Annotated in this window: 14 protein-coding genes; 6 read left to right on the forward strand and 8 right to left on the reverse strand. The window is 33.4% G+C overall.

Annotation, left to right across the window (positions count from 1 at the left end):
- Positions 1–13 precede the first annotated feature (13 nt).
- The gene (locus tag QL232_RS20000) at positions 14–1819 is read left to right on the forward strand and encodes an acyl-CoA dehydrogenase family protein (RefSeq protein ID WP_281615522.1); all 1806 of its coding nucleotides are present in this window, start codon (positions 14–16) and stop codon (positions 1817–1819) included.
- 170 nt (positions 1820–1989) lie between these two features.
- The gene (locus QL232_RS20005) at positions 1990–2754 is read left to right on the forward strand and encodes a cyclase family protein (RefSeq protein ID WP_281615523.1); all 765 of its coding nucleotides are present in this window, start codon (positions 1990–1992) and stop codon (positions 2752–2754) included.
- A gap of 15 nt (positions 2755–2769) precedes the next feature.
- On the opposite strand, the gene QL232_RS20010 is transcribed toward QL232_RS20005, so the two are convergent.
- Positions 2770–4179, reverse strand: coding sequence for an AAA family ATPase (locus tag QL232_RS20010; RefSeq protein WP_281615524.1), 1410 nt, complete (start codon positions 4177–4179; stop codon positions 2770–2772).
- Between the two features lie 20 nt (positions 4180–4199).
- Positions 4200–5450: an ABC transporter permease gene (locus QL232_RS20015; RefSeq protein ID WP_281615525.1), complete on the reverse strand. Its 1251-nt coding sequence runs from the start codon at positions 5448–5450 to the stop codon at positions 4200–4202.
- Between the two features lie 191 nt (positions 5451–5641).
- Between QL232_RS20015 and queA the strand changes: the two genes are divergently transcribed.
- From queA to QL232_RS20035, 4 genes are all read left to right on the forward strand, one after another.
- Complete coding sequence (gene queA, locus QL232_RS20020) at positions 5642–6688, forward strand: tRNA preQ1(34) S-adenosylmethionine ribosyltransferase-isomerase QueA (protein ID WP_168883649.1); 1047 nt, start codon at positions 5642–5644, stop codon at positions 6686–6688.
- Between the two features lie 144 nt (positions 6689–6832).
- Positions 6833–7174 (forward strand): STAS domain-containing protein, encoded by a 342-nt coding sequence (locus QL232_RS20025; protein WP_168883648.1) that lies wholly within the window; start codon positions 6833–6835, stop codon positions 7172–7174.
- A gap of 13 nt (positions 7175–7187) precedes the next feature.
- Positions 7188–7598: an ATP-binding protein gene (locus QL232_RS20030; RefSeq protein ID WP_168883647.1), complete on the forward strand. Its 411-nt coding sequence runs from the start codon at positions 7188–7190 to the stop codon at positions 7596–7598.
- Between the two features lie 158 nt (positions 7599–7756).
- The gene (locus QL232_RS20035; protein WP_168883646.1) at positions 7757–9028 is read left to right on the forward strand and encodes a dihydroorotase; all 1272 of its coding nucleotides are present in this window, start codon (positions 7757–7759) and stop codon (positions 9026–9028) included.
- A 126-nt stretch (positions 9029–9154) separates the two neighbouring features.
- On the opposite strand, the gene QL232_RS20040 is transcribed toward QL232_RS20035, so the two are convergent.
- The 6 genes from QL232_RS20040 to QL232_RS20065 form a co-directional block, all read right to left on the reverse strand.
- Complete coding sequence (locus QL232_RS20040; protein ID WP_281615526.1) at positions 9155–9295, reverse strand: hypothetical protein; 141 nt, start codon at positions 9293–9295, stop codon at positions 9155–9157.
- Positions 9296–9299: 4 nt separating this feature from the next.
- Positions 9300–10172 (reverse strand): CPBP family intramembrane glutamic endopeptidase, encoded by an 873-nt coding sequence (locus tag QL232_RS20045; RefSeq protein WP_281615527.1) that lies wholly within the window; start codon positions 10170–10172, stop codon positions 9300–9302.
- 204 nt (positions 10173–10376) lie between these two features.
- Positions 10377–10514: a hypothetical protein gene (locus QL232_RS20050; RefSeq protein WP_281615528.1), complete on the reverse strand. Its 138-nt coding sequence runs from the start codon at positions 10512–10514 to the stop codon at positions 10377–10379.
- Positions 10515–10688: 174 nt separating this feature from the next.
- Entirely contained in the window at positions 10689–12020 is a 1332-nt protein-coding gene (locus QL232_RS20055; RefSeq protein WP_281615529.1) for a TolC family protein, read from the reverse strand.
- A gap of 1 nt (position 12021) precedes the next feature.
- Complete coding sequence (locus tag QL232_RS20060) at positions 12022–12285, reverse strand: HTH domain-containing protein (RefSeq protein WP_168883603.1); 264 nt, start codon at positions 12283–12285, stop codon at positions 12022–12024.
- Between the two features lie 20 nt (positions 12286–12305).
- On the reverse strand, positions 12306–14495 hold the full coding sequence (locus QL232_RS20065) for a peptidase domain-containing ABC transporter (RefSeq protein WP_281615530.1): 2190 nt from the start codon (positions 14493–14495) through the stop codon (positions 12306–12308).
- Positions 14496–14522 lie beyond the last annotated feature (27 nt).

Genomic DNA, 14522 nt, shown 5'->3' on the forward strand with positions numbered 1-14522 from the left:
TTTTCAATTTATTATGAACACTGTAACCAATAAGAAAGCAATCAAAGGTGGAGAATTTTTAATTCGCGAAACAGAAGCAAATGAAATTTTTACTCCTGAAGGGTTTTCGGAGGAGCAAGTAATGATGGCACAAGCCACTAAAGATTTTATTGACACAGAGATTACACCAAACGCTAAAAAAATCGATGGCCATGACTGGGAATTAGTAGAGAAAATTTTCCATAAAGCTGGAGATTTAGGTCTTTTAGGTATTTCTGTACCAGAAGAGTTAGGTGGTTTGGGTATGAGTTTCAACACTTCTATGTTGATTGCCGATGTGTTTGGAGAAGCAGGTTCATTTTCAACAACTTATGGTGCACATACGGGTATTGGTACATTACCAATTATGTATTATGGTACTACAGAACAAAAGGAAAAATATCTTCCTAAACTAGCAACAGGTGAGTGGGCAGCCGCTTACGCATTAACAGAACCGGACGCAGGTTCGGATGCCAATTCAGGTAAAACAAAAGCGGTTCTTTCAGAAGATGGAACTCACTATTTGGTTACAGGCCAAAAGATGTGGATTTCCAACGCTGGGTTTGCCGACCTTTTTATTGTATTTGCCAAAATTGGTGATGACAAAAACCACACTGCTTTTATTGTAGAAAACTCGTTTGGTGGAATCACTATGAACGAAGAAGAAGAAAAATTGGGTATCAAAGGATCTTCTACTCGTCAGGTATTCTTTACTGATTGCAAAGTTCCTGTAGAGAACATGCTTTCGGAAAGAGGAAACGGTTTTAAAATCGCTGTGAATATCTTGAATATCGGTAGAGCTAAATTAGGTGCTGGTGTTCTTGGAGGCTGCCGAGCAGTGATTAATCATGCAGTAAAATATTCGAAGGAGCGTAAACAGTTCAAACAACCTATCGCAAACTTTGGAGCAATCAAACAAAAGTTAGCTCAAATGACTACAAAGACTTATGTTATTGAGTCGATGTGTTATAGAGCTGGTCAAAATATTGAAGACCATACAGAAGAATTACTTGTCGGAGGAATGGACGAAGCAAAAGCGAAACTTAAAGGTGTGGAGCAATTTGCTATTGAATGTGCTATTCTTAAAGTATTCGGATCTGAAGTATTAGACTTCGTAGTAGACGAAGGTGTTCAGGTATATGGTGGTATGGGATTCTCTGCTGAAGCACCAATGGAAAGAGCTTACAGAGATGCTCGTATTTCTAGAATTTACGAAGGAACAAACGAAATCAACCGCATGCTTCTTGTAGGCATGATGATAAAAAGGGCGATGAAAGGTGAGTTAGATATTGTTTCTCCAGCAATGGATGTAGCAAAAGAACTAACTTCTGTTCCATCGTTTGAGACAATTGATACTTCAATCCTATTTAATGTTGAAAAAGACATTTTAAAACGACTCAAAAAAGCAGCTTTAATGGTTGCAGGTAGAGCTGTTCAGGTGTTTGAAGCAAAAATTAACGATCAGCAAGAAATACTTATGAATATTGCTGATATGTTAATTCAAATCTATGCTGCTGAATCTACAATTCTTCGTACTGAAAAAATGGTAGAGGACAAAAGAGAAGAAGCTTGCAAAGAACAAATTAACATTGCAAAAGTGTTTATCAGAGAAGCAGCTGAAGTGATTGCTACTTCAGGTCGCGAAGCAATTGGTGGAATTGCTACAGGAGATGAACAACGAGTAATGTTGATGGGATTAAAACGTTTCACTAAGTATGATTTAGAGAACGTACATGTTTTAAGACGCGAATTAGCTGACACTATTATTGAGAAAGAGTCATATCCTTTCTTCGTAGTTTAAGTCAGTGATTTACATAGATTTTTTATCTGTCTACTTAAAGTAGAAGGATGAAATAGGACGATTAAATACTTGGTTACATGATGAAAAAGCTAATCCGTTTCGGGTTGGCTTTTTTATTGCTGCAAATATTCTTATTCAAAAACGCTTTTAAATTACTGATAAACTTAACTATGAAAATTGTAGACCTTTCAAAACCAATTCAATTCAACAAGAAAGACCCTTGGTTTATGCGAGTAAAGATTAAACATAAACCTCACGCTAAAGCAAAATGGTTGATTCGTTTCTTAGGACTACCTTTTAAATTATTTCCGAAAAACTTTATCGGTTGGGCAGATGATACCATTGAAAAGATGGGAGTTCATTCTACAACACATATAGATGCTCCTTGGCATTATTCCCCAACAGTTGCAGGAAAAAAAGCAAAAACTATTGATGAAGTACCTTTGGATTGGTGCTACGGAGAAGGATTAGTGATTGATATGGAACACAAAAAAGATTTTGACCCTATTACAAAAGAAGATATCACCAATTTTTTATCAGATCATAACCTTTCCCTAAAAAAAGGAATGATTGTATTGATAAAAACTGGTAGAGATAAATTTAATGGAACGGAAGACTTTCATAAGGTAGGTACAGGAATGAGTGCTGAAGCAACGCACTACCTTATTGATCAAGGAATTAAAGTGATGGGTATCGATTCTTGGGGCTGGGATTTACCCTTACCTTATCTTATTGAACAAGCAAAGAAAACTGAAAACCAGGATTTATTCTGGAATGCCCATCTTGTAGGTCAAGAAAAGGAATATTGTCATATGGAACAATTGGTGAATTTAGGATCCCTGCCGTACACTGGGTTTAAAGTAGCCGTTTTTCCTTTAAAAATTGTTGGAGCATCGGCAGCGCCTGCTAGGGTTGTTGCAATGTTTGATAATTAGCCTTCAAGAAATTAATTATTTAAAAAACCTTTCTGGATAGTTCATTAAGAACAACTCCGATTTTGCTCGGGTTAATGCTGTATACTGCCAACGAACAAAATCGGAGTCTAGCATATCATCTCTCAAGAAACCAATATCAACAAAAATTGCATCCCATTGTCCGCCTTGTGCCTTATGGCAAGTAAGTGCATAAGCAAATTTCACCTGTAGAGCATTTAAGTATTCATCTTCTCGGATTCTTTTCATTCGAGACCTCGGATTTTCAATATCGGCATACTCTTCAACAACAGCATTGTACAATTTTCTATTTTCCTCATTGCTTAGTTGAGGGGTAAAAGAATGGAGGGTATCTAAGATAATTTTTGCCTCTACCACATTATGCTCATCATAATCCAATAACCTGAAACGGATATCACAAAATCTTAAACCATATTTCTCTTCAATACCACCCACTCTAGTCACTTCAATAAACTCTCCATTAGCCAAAAAACCAGCAGGTGAATCCTCATCTAACCAAAAGTAATTATTGCGGACAATCATTAGGTAATCACCAGCATCTAGTTCATCTTCTCTATAATGAATTTGCCTTCTTATATATTGATTGTATTGTGTTGCTGCTCGGTTTGATCTGGTAACAATCACCGTATTCTCAATTCCATATTTATCATATCCATATAATAAACCATCTTCCAAACGATCTGACCCCATTTTAAAAATGTCTTTAAAAGGAGAAGTCACAAACTTTATATCTTCATTAGTAACCAATGTATTTCTAAGAAGAGTTGCGTTGTAAAGAATACCAGACTCTGAGGCTTGGCGAACAACCTCTGTCAATTCATGACTAATAATATTCAGTTTGAAGATATTCTGAAGATAAATTTCATCTAGTGCCGGACTAATATCTTGTTTCACAGGAGGTAGCTGTGCTGTATCTCCAATTAGTAATAATTTATTATTGGCCTTAGGGTCTTGAAAAACATATCGGATTAAAGAACTCAATAATCCTTCCCCTTGCATATGTGATTGATCATCAATCATAGAAGCTTCGTCTACAATGTAGATAGTGTTTTGAGCATTATTCTTTGTTCGCTCAAAACACATGGCTCCGGTATCAGGATCTTCCGTTTGCTTATAGATAATTCGATGAATCGTAAACGCTTTTCGTTTTGCATAAGATGACATCACTTTGGCTGCTCTTCCTGTTGGCGCCATAAGTAATGTTTTGTAGCTATAATAACGTAGAATATTAGATAGAGCAGTAATTACAGATGTTTTACCTGTACCTGCATATCCTTTTAATAGAAAAGTGTTCCTTCTGTTGTTTTTCTCCAGAATAAATGGGTCAAATAAATCAAATAATACTTTTTGACCTTGTGTAGGTTCAAAAGGAAATTGTGAACTGATACGTTCAGAAGGTGTGATCATCTATCTAATAATTAATTTATCTATGAAGCTCTCATCGCTTCTACAGGATCCATTCTGGCAGCTGAAACGGCAGGTGCTAACCCCGAAATAATTCCGACTAGCCCAGAGATACCCATTCCTATGATCAAATTTTGAATATTTAGAGAGATAATAAAAGTTTCTGTTGAGAATATTGATAAACAGGAGACCAAAATAAGTCCACCGACCCCTCCAAAGAAACTAAGGAACATCGACTCACATAAGAACTGTAATAAGATAAAGTAATTTTTAGCACCCAATGCCTTCTGTATACCAATTTGTGATGTTCTTTCTTTTACAGACACAAACATAATGTTGGCGATACTAAACCCTCCAACAAGGATGGAGAACATACCAATAACTCCACCAGCAATTTTTAAAGAACCTGTTATACCATTAATAAAATCTGCAATTGCATCCGTTTTATTTAGGGCGAAATTATCTTCTTCTTTTGGCCTAAGTCCTCTATGTCTTCTAATTAATCCTCTAAGTTCTGCATGCATCTCTCCCATATCTTCATCTTGTTTATATCCTTTTGCAATAAGCACTGGAGAAATATTTCGTCCTTTTGAGGTATACATTTTCACTAAGGAATTATAAGGAATAAGGATAATTTCGTCATTACTTGGAGTGGAAAGTAAACTTTCTCCTTGCTTCTCGAAGATACCGATTACCTTAAATTTTTGTCCTTTTGATTTAATCGTTTTTCCAAGAGCATCACCTCTAGGGAATAGTTGTTTGGCTACATCATATCCAATTACAGTATTTTGAACACCTGCAGTCATTTCACTTTTAGTAAAGTATCTGCCTCGATCAATAGGCATAGAAGTGATCTTATTATACTCATATGAGCATCCTACTATCTTTCCATCTTCAAAAGAGTTGTTTTTATATTGAATAGTATTTCCCCTTTTATCTTCAAAGATAGCTATGTGTTTTACCCATTTTGCATTGTCTTGGATAAACTTAAATTCCTTTACATCTGGGCTAGGTCTTCTATAATATTTCCACCAAGGGTAATTGGGTTCATTGAAAGCAAAAGGCCATTTTCCAACATACATTACTTTATCTCCAAAAGCAGATAAACTATTTTGGATACCATTATTCAATGCATCTACTAAGGTAAAAATGGCTATAATCGCAAAGATACCGATGGTCACTCCTAATAGTGAAAGAACTGTTCGTAATATATTTTCTTTCAGTGCATTGACTGCAAATCGGAAACTCTCAAAAAAAAGTTTGAAGAAAAGCATTATTTTCAAAAAAAATTGAAAGATTTTAGATAATAAATCCTTTATCTATTGATCTATTGGAAATTATCTGATCTTTATTTGTTAAATTTACCGTCTTGATTTTCAAGGTACGCATTTTGTGTGTATAGTAGAAAAGTTAAGCGATAATATATCGATATTAATAGATAGATTAAAAATAGTAATTTCACTCCATGAAGCTATCCCAATTTCAGTTTGATCTACCTTCAGATCTAATAGCACAATACCCGGCAGAAAGCCGCGACGAAGCACGTTTAATGGTATTACACCGTTCTACAGGAGAAATTGAGCACAGATTGTTCAAAGATATTGTAGAGTACTTCGAGGAGGGTGATGTATTAGTGACGAATGACACTAAAGTTTTCCCTGCAAGATTATATGGTAACAAGGAAAAAACTGGTGCTAAGATCGAGGTATTTCTTCTTCGTGAACTAAACAAAGAGTCTCATTTATGGGATGTTTTAGTTGATCCTGCTCGTAAAATTCGTGTAGGTAACAAATTGTATTTTGGCGATGGTAGTTTAGTGGCTGAAGTCATTGACAATACAACTTCAAGAGGTAGAACTATCCGTTTCTTAGTAGACGGTGAAGATGAAGAATTCTACAAAACAATTGAAGAACTTGGAGAAACTCCAATTCCAAGAGACTTAGGTCGTGAAGCTGAACCGGCCGATCGTGACCGTTACCAAACAATTTTTGCAGAAAATAAAGGTGCTGTAGCTGCCCCATCAGCAGGTTTACACTTTACACCACAAGTTGCAAAACGTTTAGAGATTAAATCTGTAGATATCACTCCTATTACTTTACATGTAGGTTTAGGTGCATTTAGAGATGTAGACGTTGAAGATTTAACAAAACACAAAATGGACTCTGAGCACTACAAAGTAGGTGAGCAGACAGTAGAGATTGTTAATAAGGCGTTGACTGAAAAAAGAAATGTTTGTGCAGTAGGTACTACAGCATTACGTTCTTTAGAAACTTCAGTTTCGGCATCAAATACATTGAAAGCGAACGAAGGTTGGACAGATAAATTTATCTTCCCTCCATACGATTTCAAAATTGTATCTTCTATGGTTACAGGTTTCCATAAGCCTAAATCAACATTATTAATGATGGCAGCTGCATTTGGTGGTTATGATTTAGTAATGAGAGCATACGAAGAAGCAATCAAAGAAAAATACCGTTTCTTAAGCTACGGCGACGCAATGTTGATTCTTTAATAGAATTGAACATTTTTAAGAGACATCAAAAGAGACAAAGGGTTGGTCTACGAGATTTTAACACCCTTTGTTTCTTTTATTAGTAAAAAATTTAAAAAAAATTAAAATTAAGGGAAACCTTAATGAAGTTAAACCGTATACATAATGACCAAAGTAGACGTTAATGTTGTACAAGAGAATGACTTCACACTAATCAGTGTAGTTGGAGAATTAGATGCAAGCTCATCTATTGAACTTGATACTGAACTTCAAGAGTGCATCGATAAAGGTGATAAGAAGTTATTAATTGATTGTGTAGGATTAACTTATATTTCTTCTGCAGGAATTGGTGTATTTACTTCAAGATTAGACGATATCGAAAAAAATAGTATTACTATGGTATTGTTTAATGTTGCTGACAACATCAAAAGTGTATTCGAAATTTTAGGTGTAGATCAATTTTTAAACTTGGCAGCCAGTAAAGAAGAGGCCATCAATATTTTATAATTTAAAAACAGTGATGTTTAGAAAAAAAGTCAACTGTGAAACGACCAACCTTCATGAAATCCGTGAGTTTCTGCTCTCGGCTTTAGACAACTACAGTGTACCTCTTTCCCAAAGAGATATGATCGTTGTAGCAGTCGATGAGGTCTGTGCAAACAGGATGATTCATTCTAACAGCTGCGATCCTACCAAGGAAATAGAAGTTTCTGTTTCTACTCAAGACAATGAGAAAGAGGTAGTGATTGAAATTAAAGACGATGGCGAAGCTTTTGATATTAAAGCATATCAATCTCCTGCTATTACAGATGTAATAAAAGAACATCGTAAAGGAGGAATGGGACTTAGATTGGTTAAAAATATTATGGATGCCGTTCAGGTTGTACAAGTCGGTAAACATCAAGTATGTAGACTTGTAAAACAGCTTTGAACTCTTCCAAATTGAAAGAGATACTTTTTGTATCTCTTTTTTTGTGCCCTATATTTTCAAAATTTATTATTTACAATGTACATTTGTGCGGTTACTCCCAATAACATTAAAATGGATTGTAGCCGAGAATTTTTAAAGGTCTTTTGAGTTACAGCACCATGAAAGAAATTTTGCTCAATAACGTAAGAGTATCAAATACAACTTCCCCTTATCATCAACAAAATGTTTATATCTTAATTAAAGATGGTGTAATCGATGAGGTTTCAACATCTCCAATTACTGCTCCCAATGCAAAATCGATTGATACAGATGGATTATGGGTATCTGCAGGTTGGTTAGATATGCGTTCTACTTTAAACGAGCCAGGTGAAGAATTCAAAGAAGACATTGCTTCTTTATGTAAAGCAGCTGCTTTTGGTGGGTTTACAGATGTAGCCACTTTACCGAATACAAATCCTACAGTACAGACAAAAGAAAGTGTACATTTTATTAAACAAATGAGCGCTTTTACTCCAGTTCAACTTCACCCAATGGGAGCATTAACTAAGAATGCAAAAGGAGAAGAAATGAACGAGTATATCGATATGCATGAAGCCGGTGCGGTAGCTTTCACAGATGGTATACATCATTCATGGCACTTAGGTGTAATGAAAAGAGCTATCATGTATATGCAAAAATTTGATGGATTGATGGTAGAATTAGCTAATGAGAAGACATTAGACAATGATGGCCATATGAACGAAGGCGTTCCGAGTACCTTAATGGGTACAAGGGGAATTCCTAATGTAGCAGAATGGCTAGCCATCCAAAAAATCCTAGCTTTATTGAGTTATACAGATGGTAGAGTACACTTTGCCAATATATCAGCAAAAGAATCTGTCGATTTAATTCGAAAAGCAAAAGCTGATGGCCTTAAAGTTACTTGTGACATCGCAGCACATCAAATTGCTTTAACAGACGAGTCTTTATCAGACTTTGATACAAATAAAAAAGTATGGCCTCCTTTCCGCTCTCAAGAAGATATTGACGCTCTATGGGAAGGAATTAAAGATGGAACTATTGATTCCATCGTTTCATCACATACACCACAAGATACTGAATCAAAAAGGTTAGAATTTGATTTGGCTGATTGTGGAATCTTAGGTTTAGAAACAGCTTTCGCTAATATCATCTCCAATTTACCTCAGGGTATTTCTGTTGATACAATTATTGAGAAGTTATCAACTACGCCAAGATCAATCTTAAAAGCTGATTCAGCTACTATTAAAGAAGGAGAAAAAGCTACAATAACAGTTTTTGATCCGTTCCATGAGTGGACTTTTGAGAAAAAAGATATTCAATCTAAATCAGATAACACTCCATTTATTGGCACTCAATTTAAAGGAAAAGCGATAGCGGTTATCAACAAAGGACAATTGGTAGAAGCGTAATATTTTTACGTAGCCATATAAAAAAGCACCATATGTATCTTCATATGGTGCTTTTTTAGTATCTCCTAAATGCCTTTCAAAAAGGCTTTATGAGCTTACCCTATAACTATAATGATTTATATCTTTCTAGTGTGAAACATGATAAATAAACTCACCAACTTTTTCACCCACTTTTACAATCATAAAGAATGAGAATCCTAAACTCATTAGAGTGAAAGAGAATTTTGATAATGAGTTTGCTTCGAATAAATTTTTAATATTTTCCATTTAATTATTTGATTTTTCTTAAATAACCATTGAAGGTTAATCGAGTTTTTATTTGGGGTAAATAAAGTGCAATTATTATTAACAACAGATTTAATATTATACCAATAATACTTCCTTCTAACCCAAAATCACCGCCAGTTATATAATCTGAAGTAGAAATAAAATTAGAATTGAAATATCTAACAGGCATTGTTATTCCACTTACATTAAGTCCCAAAAAAGATTGTGTAAAGTTCCAACTAAGATGAATAGATATTGGGTAAATTAAGTTTTTTGTCTTCAAATAGCTTATTCCTAACATTACACCAGCTAGAAATAAATTTAAAGCTCCTATTAGAGTAAGATTTGGGTTAGATAGATGTAAGGATAGAAATACAATTGAACTAATAAGTAAAGCAATAGATTTATTTGAATATAATTTCACTAGTTCTCTTAAAATATAACCTCTACACAATAATTCTTCCTTTATACTGACAAAAAGATAAATAGATACAAGAAGAAATAGATCAGATATATAAATTTTAGATCTCTCGATATCAATTAGATTAAAATAATATAATAACAATACTGAAAAAGAAATGAAAATTAGAGGTAAAATTATACCTATAATAATATCACTAGTTCTAACTGAGATTAATCTATAATATTTGACCTTATACCATTTTATAAATTCTCTTCTATATAAAATTATATATGATAAAATTGCAGCTGATAATGATATACAGTTAACCAAAAATATCATCCGCATTGAACTGAAGTCCTGATAAGAGATATCAGATTTGAATAAAGTATTAACTATAAAAGTTATAAACAATTCAATAAGAATAAATAAAATTATTATTGTAAAAGGTTTAATTGTTTGAATGAGAATTTTCATAGTATATTAAAATATATCAGTCTCATAATTAAAAATTATGAGACTGATTTTGTCTAAATTAAATTCCGTATTTTGTTCTATACCGAACGCTATAGTTAGGTCTACTTGTTGTTTGAAAACTTCCAATTATATAACCTAAGTCATACCAAAAATTTCCACCTTTGATATTGCAAAGCTCTTTTTTATTTAATTTTTTCATATTTTTTATTTTGTTGATTCGACACCATCTCTAAACCCTTGGATAAAACTAGAAAGGATTAAACCATAGGTTACTGCTCGAATTACCCAGAATCCACCTTGAATCTGTCGTACTTCATTAAGTTCTAATTCCTGAAATTTCATAATAATTAGTTTTCAGTTTTATACCTACTCTAAAAAAAGTTTCTATTTATAATTTTCGGTATCCTTATAAATAGATAATCAAATAGTTAGCTATCTTATTTTGATACTTCAAATCTATTCTTTGACACGGAAAAAAAACTTCCGTAATCAATTAACTTGAAAAAAATCAATAAATCATTTTAATATTTCTCCAGAAATCTTTAATAATCGTACCTGAGAAAGAATAAGATCATATTGGGCATTAAAATAATTGAGAGAGGCATTCAAATAGCTATTCTGTACTTGTCTAAAATCAAAAGCAGAGATACTTCCTATATCTAATTGTTCTTGGGATAGTTGTAAGTTTTCTTCCGCAGACTTTTGACCCAATAGTCCTATTTTAGCTTTTTCTTGATTATATAAGTAGTTTGCAAATAGTTGGTACGCTTCTTTTTTAAGACTTAGCTTTTTATTTTCTAATTCTAAGTGAGCTTTATGATATTGAATCTTAGATGACTGTAATTTTCTATCATTTTGTCCTCCATTGAAAATTGGAACCGAAACATTTACTCCAGCAAAGGCTCCATATAAATGACCATTATTAGTTTGAGAAACAATATCTCCTTCTAGAGTAGGATAATCAGCTTTAAGCCAATTTAGATTTCCTTGATACCCACTTTCAAAGGCAACTATAGGTTGTTTGTTTGTTCTTGTAATATCAATATCTATTTTACTTTGTTGTAATAATGATTGAGATATTCCTAATTGGCTATTTTGCTTCATCATGTTATCAATAATTGTTGTTGGGGATAACATAAGTGTTGGTACTTCTAGATTATCCGTCAGAATAAAAATCGTATTGACTTCTTGTTCACCCAATAGAAAATTGAGTTCCCTTAAATCATTTTCGACAGTTAATTTCTGATTTACAAGATGAATAGAATCAGTGAAATATGTCGTTTTTTCTCTACTTAATTCAAACCTAGAATTTTCACCTAAGGTAACTCCTTTTTCAATTCTAGATATTCTTAGTCCTGCGTTTCGATGTACTTTTCTTAGAACATCTAGTTTCTCTTTTTCAAGTAGAATCTTATAGTATTGAAATATTACCTCTTCAATTTTATTTTCTATCACTAATTGATATTGAAGTGATGTTAAATGTTCCTGTTGATCAAATTGTTTTTTTTGAAGACTAACTTTCTGTCCATTAAATAATATCCATTGCAAATCAATAGAAGCATCTAGTTGAATATTATCATTTTGACCTTCTAAAGAAAAAGGAGACGCTGGTTGATTAATTTGAGAAGATGCTCGATTCCTATTAGATATATTTACTTGTGGTAATTTACCTGAGTTTCCCCACGTATTTTGTTGTTGAGCATCTAATACATCCTGATAAATTATTTGTATTTCAAAGTTATTTTGAAGAGCCTTATTTATAGCTTCTTGAAGAGAAAGCGTATTTTTCTGAGCGAAAATCTGGAAAGAACATAGACTCACAAGTAGTATTATAGATATCTTTTTCATCCTAATTAACTTGTTTTATTGAGTTTACAGCATCTTCATGTATGTAGCCAAAGAAGAAACGATGTGGTTTACTATATACATAGCTCATTCGATGAGAATCATAATAAATCTCTGCTCCTAGTTCTCGCATTTGAGCTAAAAGTGAACGTAGAGTACGGTCTGTAATTTCAAGTTTATGAGCAAGCTCTTTTGGTGTACCTGTTCCTCTTTTTCTGATTAAATGATCAATTCTCTCAATTCTTAGTAGTTGTTTTTGAAGTAACATTGTCTGCTTTAATTTAATATTTAGGCTATTATTAATTCTTTTAATCCTTTAGGAATTTGGGACTCCCAAAGTTCATGGTATTTTCCATTTTGTTCTAGTAATGAAAAGTGTACACCTTCTTCTACTAGTTCTCCTTTCTCTAATACAAGGATCTTATCAGCATCTTGTATTGTGGATAATCTATGGGCTATGATTATCACGGTTTTCTCTTTCAGCATAAGCTGTTGTATTGTTTTCTGAACAAACTCTTCTGATTTACTGTCGAGTGATGCTGTGGGCTCATCAAGAATTAGTATTTCAGGGTCACGGTATAAAGCTCTTGCGATAGCCAATCTTTGACGTTGTCCACCGGATAAAGTACTTCCTTTTTCACCTATTTCCGATTGAAAACCATTGGGTAAAGACTCTATAAAATCTATAATACCTAAATCTTTACATATCGAAATAACTTTTTCAACATTTGGATGCAATTCTCCTAGGGCTATATTTTCGATTACACTTCCTTTAAAAAGTTCAATTTGTTGAGGGACAACTCCAATAGTATTTCTTAGAGAGCTTCGTGATAGGTAATTAATATTGATATCACCAATTATAATGTGTCCTTCTTGAATAGGATAAATCTTTTGAATCAGTGCCGCTAATGTAGATTTTCCTGAACCACTTTCACCAACTATTGCAGTTAATTTTCTTCTAGGGATACTAAGGTTTAACTTTTGAAAAACATCTACTCTTGAGCCATAACGAAACGATACATTTTGGAACTGAATATCTCCAATTTTTGAAGGAGTCAGCTCAATTTGTTCTTCTTCAACATTAGATTGTTCATTATCTAAATCTAATAATTCAAATAAACGATCTGCCGCAATTTTTGCATTTTGCCACTGACTATTCATACCAATCAGAGCCGTTACAGGACCTGTTAGGTAATTCAGCAAGGCATTAAAGGAAAGTAACTCCCCAGGAGTAAGTTCTTTATTTAAAACAAAGTGAGCCCCAACACCTAAGAGTACCACAGTAAAAATGACCGAAACAAAATGAGTACTATTTTCTGAAAAGATATTCGTTTGAGATATACTAAAAACATTCTTCAAGGTATCTACAAACCGAATTTCTGTTTTCAAGTTTGAAAAGTCCTCTATACCTAACCTTTTTATGGTCCGAATAGAGTCAATAGATTCTACAAGTTGAGATTCAAGTTCTGCACTACTTTCCATTAGTTTACGTTGAAACTTTTTGTTTCTATAATTCACAAACCAATAAATACCTCCTGAAATAGGAAGTAGTAAGAGCATTACAAGTGCAAGTCTCCAAGAGTAGATAAACATCGCAGCAAATGAAAAAATAAGGATACAGACATTTATTACTAAGGAAATCGCACTATCATTAATAAAAGCTCTGATTTTGACTGCATCATTGATTCTTGAGACGATTTCTCCAACCCTCATTGTATCAAAAAATTGTTGAGGGAGTTTAATAAGGTGTTGGTAATAACCTAATATCAATCTGGCATCTATCATTTGTCCAGTACGTAGTACTAATTGGCTTTTTAATACACCTAATATTGTTTGGAACATTAAAATAACAACCATCCCAATACTCAATAGCCAAAGAAGATTTTTATTACCATCAATAAGTACATAATCAATGATTTTTTGAATATAAATAGATGTACTCAACCCGAGTATTGTAAAGACCAAAGCTCCAATAATAGCCTGAATTAAGACATTCGTATGAGCACTTATCAACTCATAAAATCGACGTGAAATAGAAATAGCTTCATTCTTCTTCTTAAAAGAGATAGCAGGTGTAATTAACACTAAAACACCTGACCATAGTTTTGAAAATTCTTCAAGTGAATAACTATGGAATTGCCCATCTCCTGGGTCCATTACTGTTACTTCTTTTTGTTTTACCTTATTGATAACAACAAAATGATGTAATCCATTTTTTAAGACTAAATGAGCAATAGATGGAGTTGTAGCTTCTGGTAAGGCAGAAATATCCCCCCTTACGCCTTTAGCATCAAATCCAAGTGTTTTAGCGGCTTCGATTAACCCTAATAAATTAGTCCCTTTTTGATCCGTAGAGGCCATCTGACGAATTTTGGCAACCGAATAATCAGCTCCGTAAAATCTAGAAATAGAGAGCAAGCAAGCTGCTCCACAATCTGTAATATCGCGTTGCTTTACTTTGGTTTTAGTCAGTTTCATATATGTACAGTAGAAAAGTTTGCTTTT

This window comes from Flammeovirga sp. SubArs3, from assembly GCF_947387565.1.
Taxonomy (GTDB): domain Bacteria; phylum Bacteroidota; class Bacteroidia; order Cytophagales; family Flammeovirgaceae; genus Flammeovirga; species Flammeovirga agarivorans.

What these genes read in the sequence shown, in the direction of transcription:
- QL232_RS20000 (WP_281615522.1), top strand. Translation starts at nt 14, where the DNA reads ATGAACACTGTAACCAATAAGAAAGCAATCAAAGGTGGAGAATTTTTA.
- QL232_RS20005 (WP_281615523.1), top strand. Translation starts at nt 1,990, where the DNA reads ATGAAAATTGTAGACCTTTCAAAACCAATTCAATTCAACAAGAAAGAC.
- QL232_RS20010 (WP_281615524.1), bottom strand. Translation starts at nt 4,179, where the DNA reads ATGATCACACCTTCTGAACGTATCAGTTCACAATTTCCTTTTGAACCT.
- QL232_RS20015 (WP_281615525.1), bottom strand. Translation starts at nt 5,450, where the DNA reads ATGCTTTTCTTCAAACTTTTTTTTGAGAGTTTCCGATTTGCAGTCAAT.
- queA (WP_168883649.1), top strand. Translation starts at nt 5,642, where the DNA reads ATGAAGCTATCCCAATTTCAGTTTGATCTACCTTCAGATCTAATAGCA.
- QL232_RS20025 (WP_168883648.1), top strand. Translation starts at nt 6,833, where the DNA reads ATGACCAAAGTAGACGTTAATGTTGTACAAGAGAATGACTTCACACTA.
- QL232_RS20030 (WP_168883647.1), top strand. Translation starts at nt 7,188, where the DNA reads ATGTTTAGAAAAAAAGTCAACTGTGAAACGACCAACCTTCATGAAATC.
- QL232_RS20035 (WP_168883646.1), top strand. Translation starts at nt 7,757, where the DNA reads ATGAAAGAAATTTTGCTCAATAACGTAAGAGTATCAAATACAACTTCC.
- QL232_RS20040 (WP_281615526.1), bottom strand. Translation starts at nt 9,295, where the DNA reads ATGGAAAATATTAAAAATTTATTCGAAGCAAACTCATTATCAAAATTC.
- QL232_RS20045 (WP_281615527.1), bottom strand. Translation starts at nt 10,172, where the DNA reads ATGAAAATTCTCATTCAAACAATTAAACCTTTTACAATAATAATTTTA.
- QL232_RS20050 (WP_281615528.1), bottom strand. Translation starts at nt 10,514, where the DNA reads ATGAAATTTCAGGAATTAGAACTTAATGAAGTACGACAGATTCAAGGT.
- QL232_RS20055 (WP_281615529.1), bottom strand. Translation starts at nt 12,020, where the DNA reads ATGAAAAAGATATCTATAATACTACTTGTGAGTCTATGTTCTTTCCAG.
- QL232_RS20060 (WP_168883603.1), bottom strand. Translation starts at nt 12,285, where the DNA reads ATGTTACTTCAAAAACAACTACTAAGAATTGAGAGAATTGATCATTTA.
- QL232_RS20065 (WP_281615530.1), bottom strand. Translation starts at nt 14,495, where the DNA reads ATGAAACTGACTAAAACCAAAGTAAAGCAACGCGATATTACAGATTGT.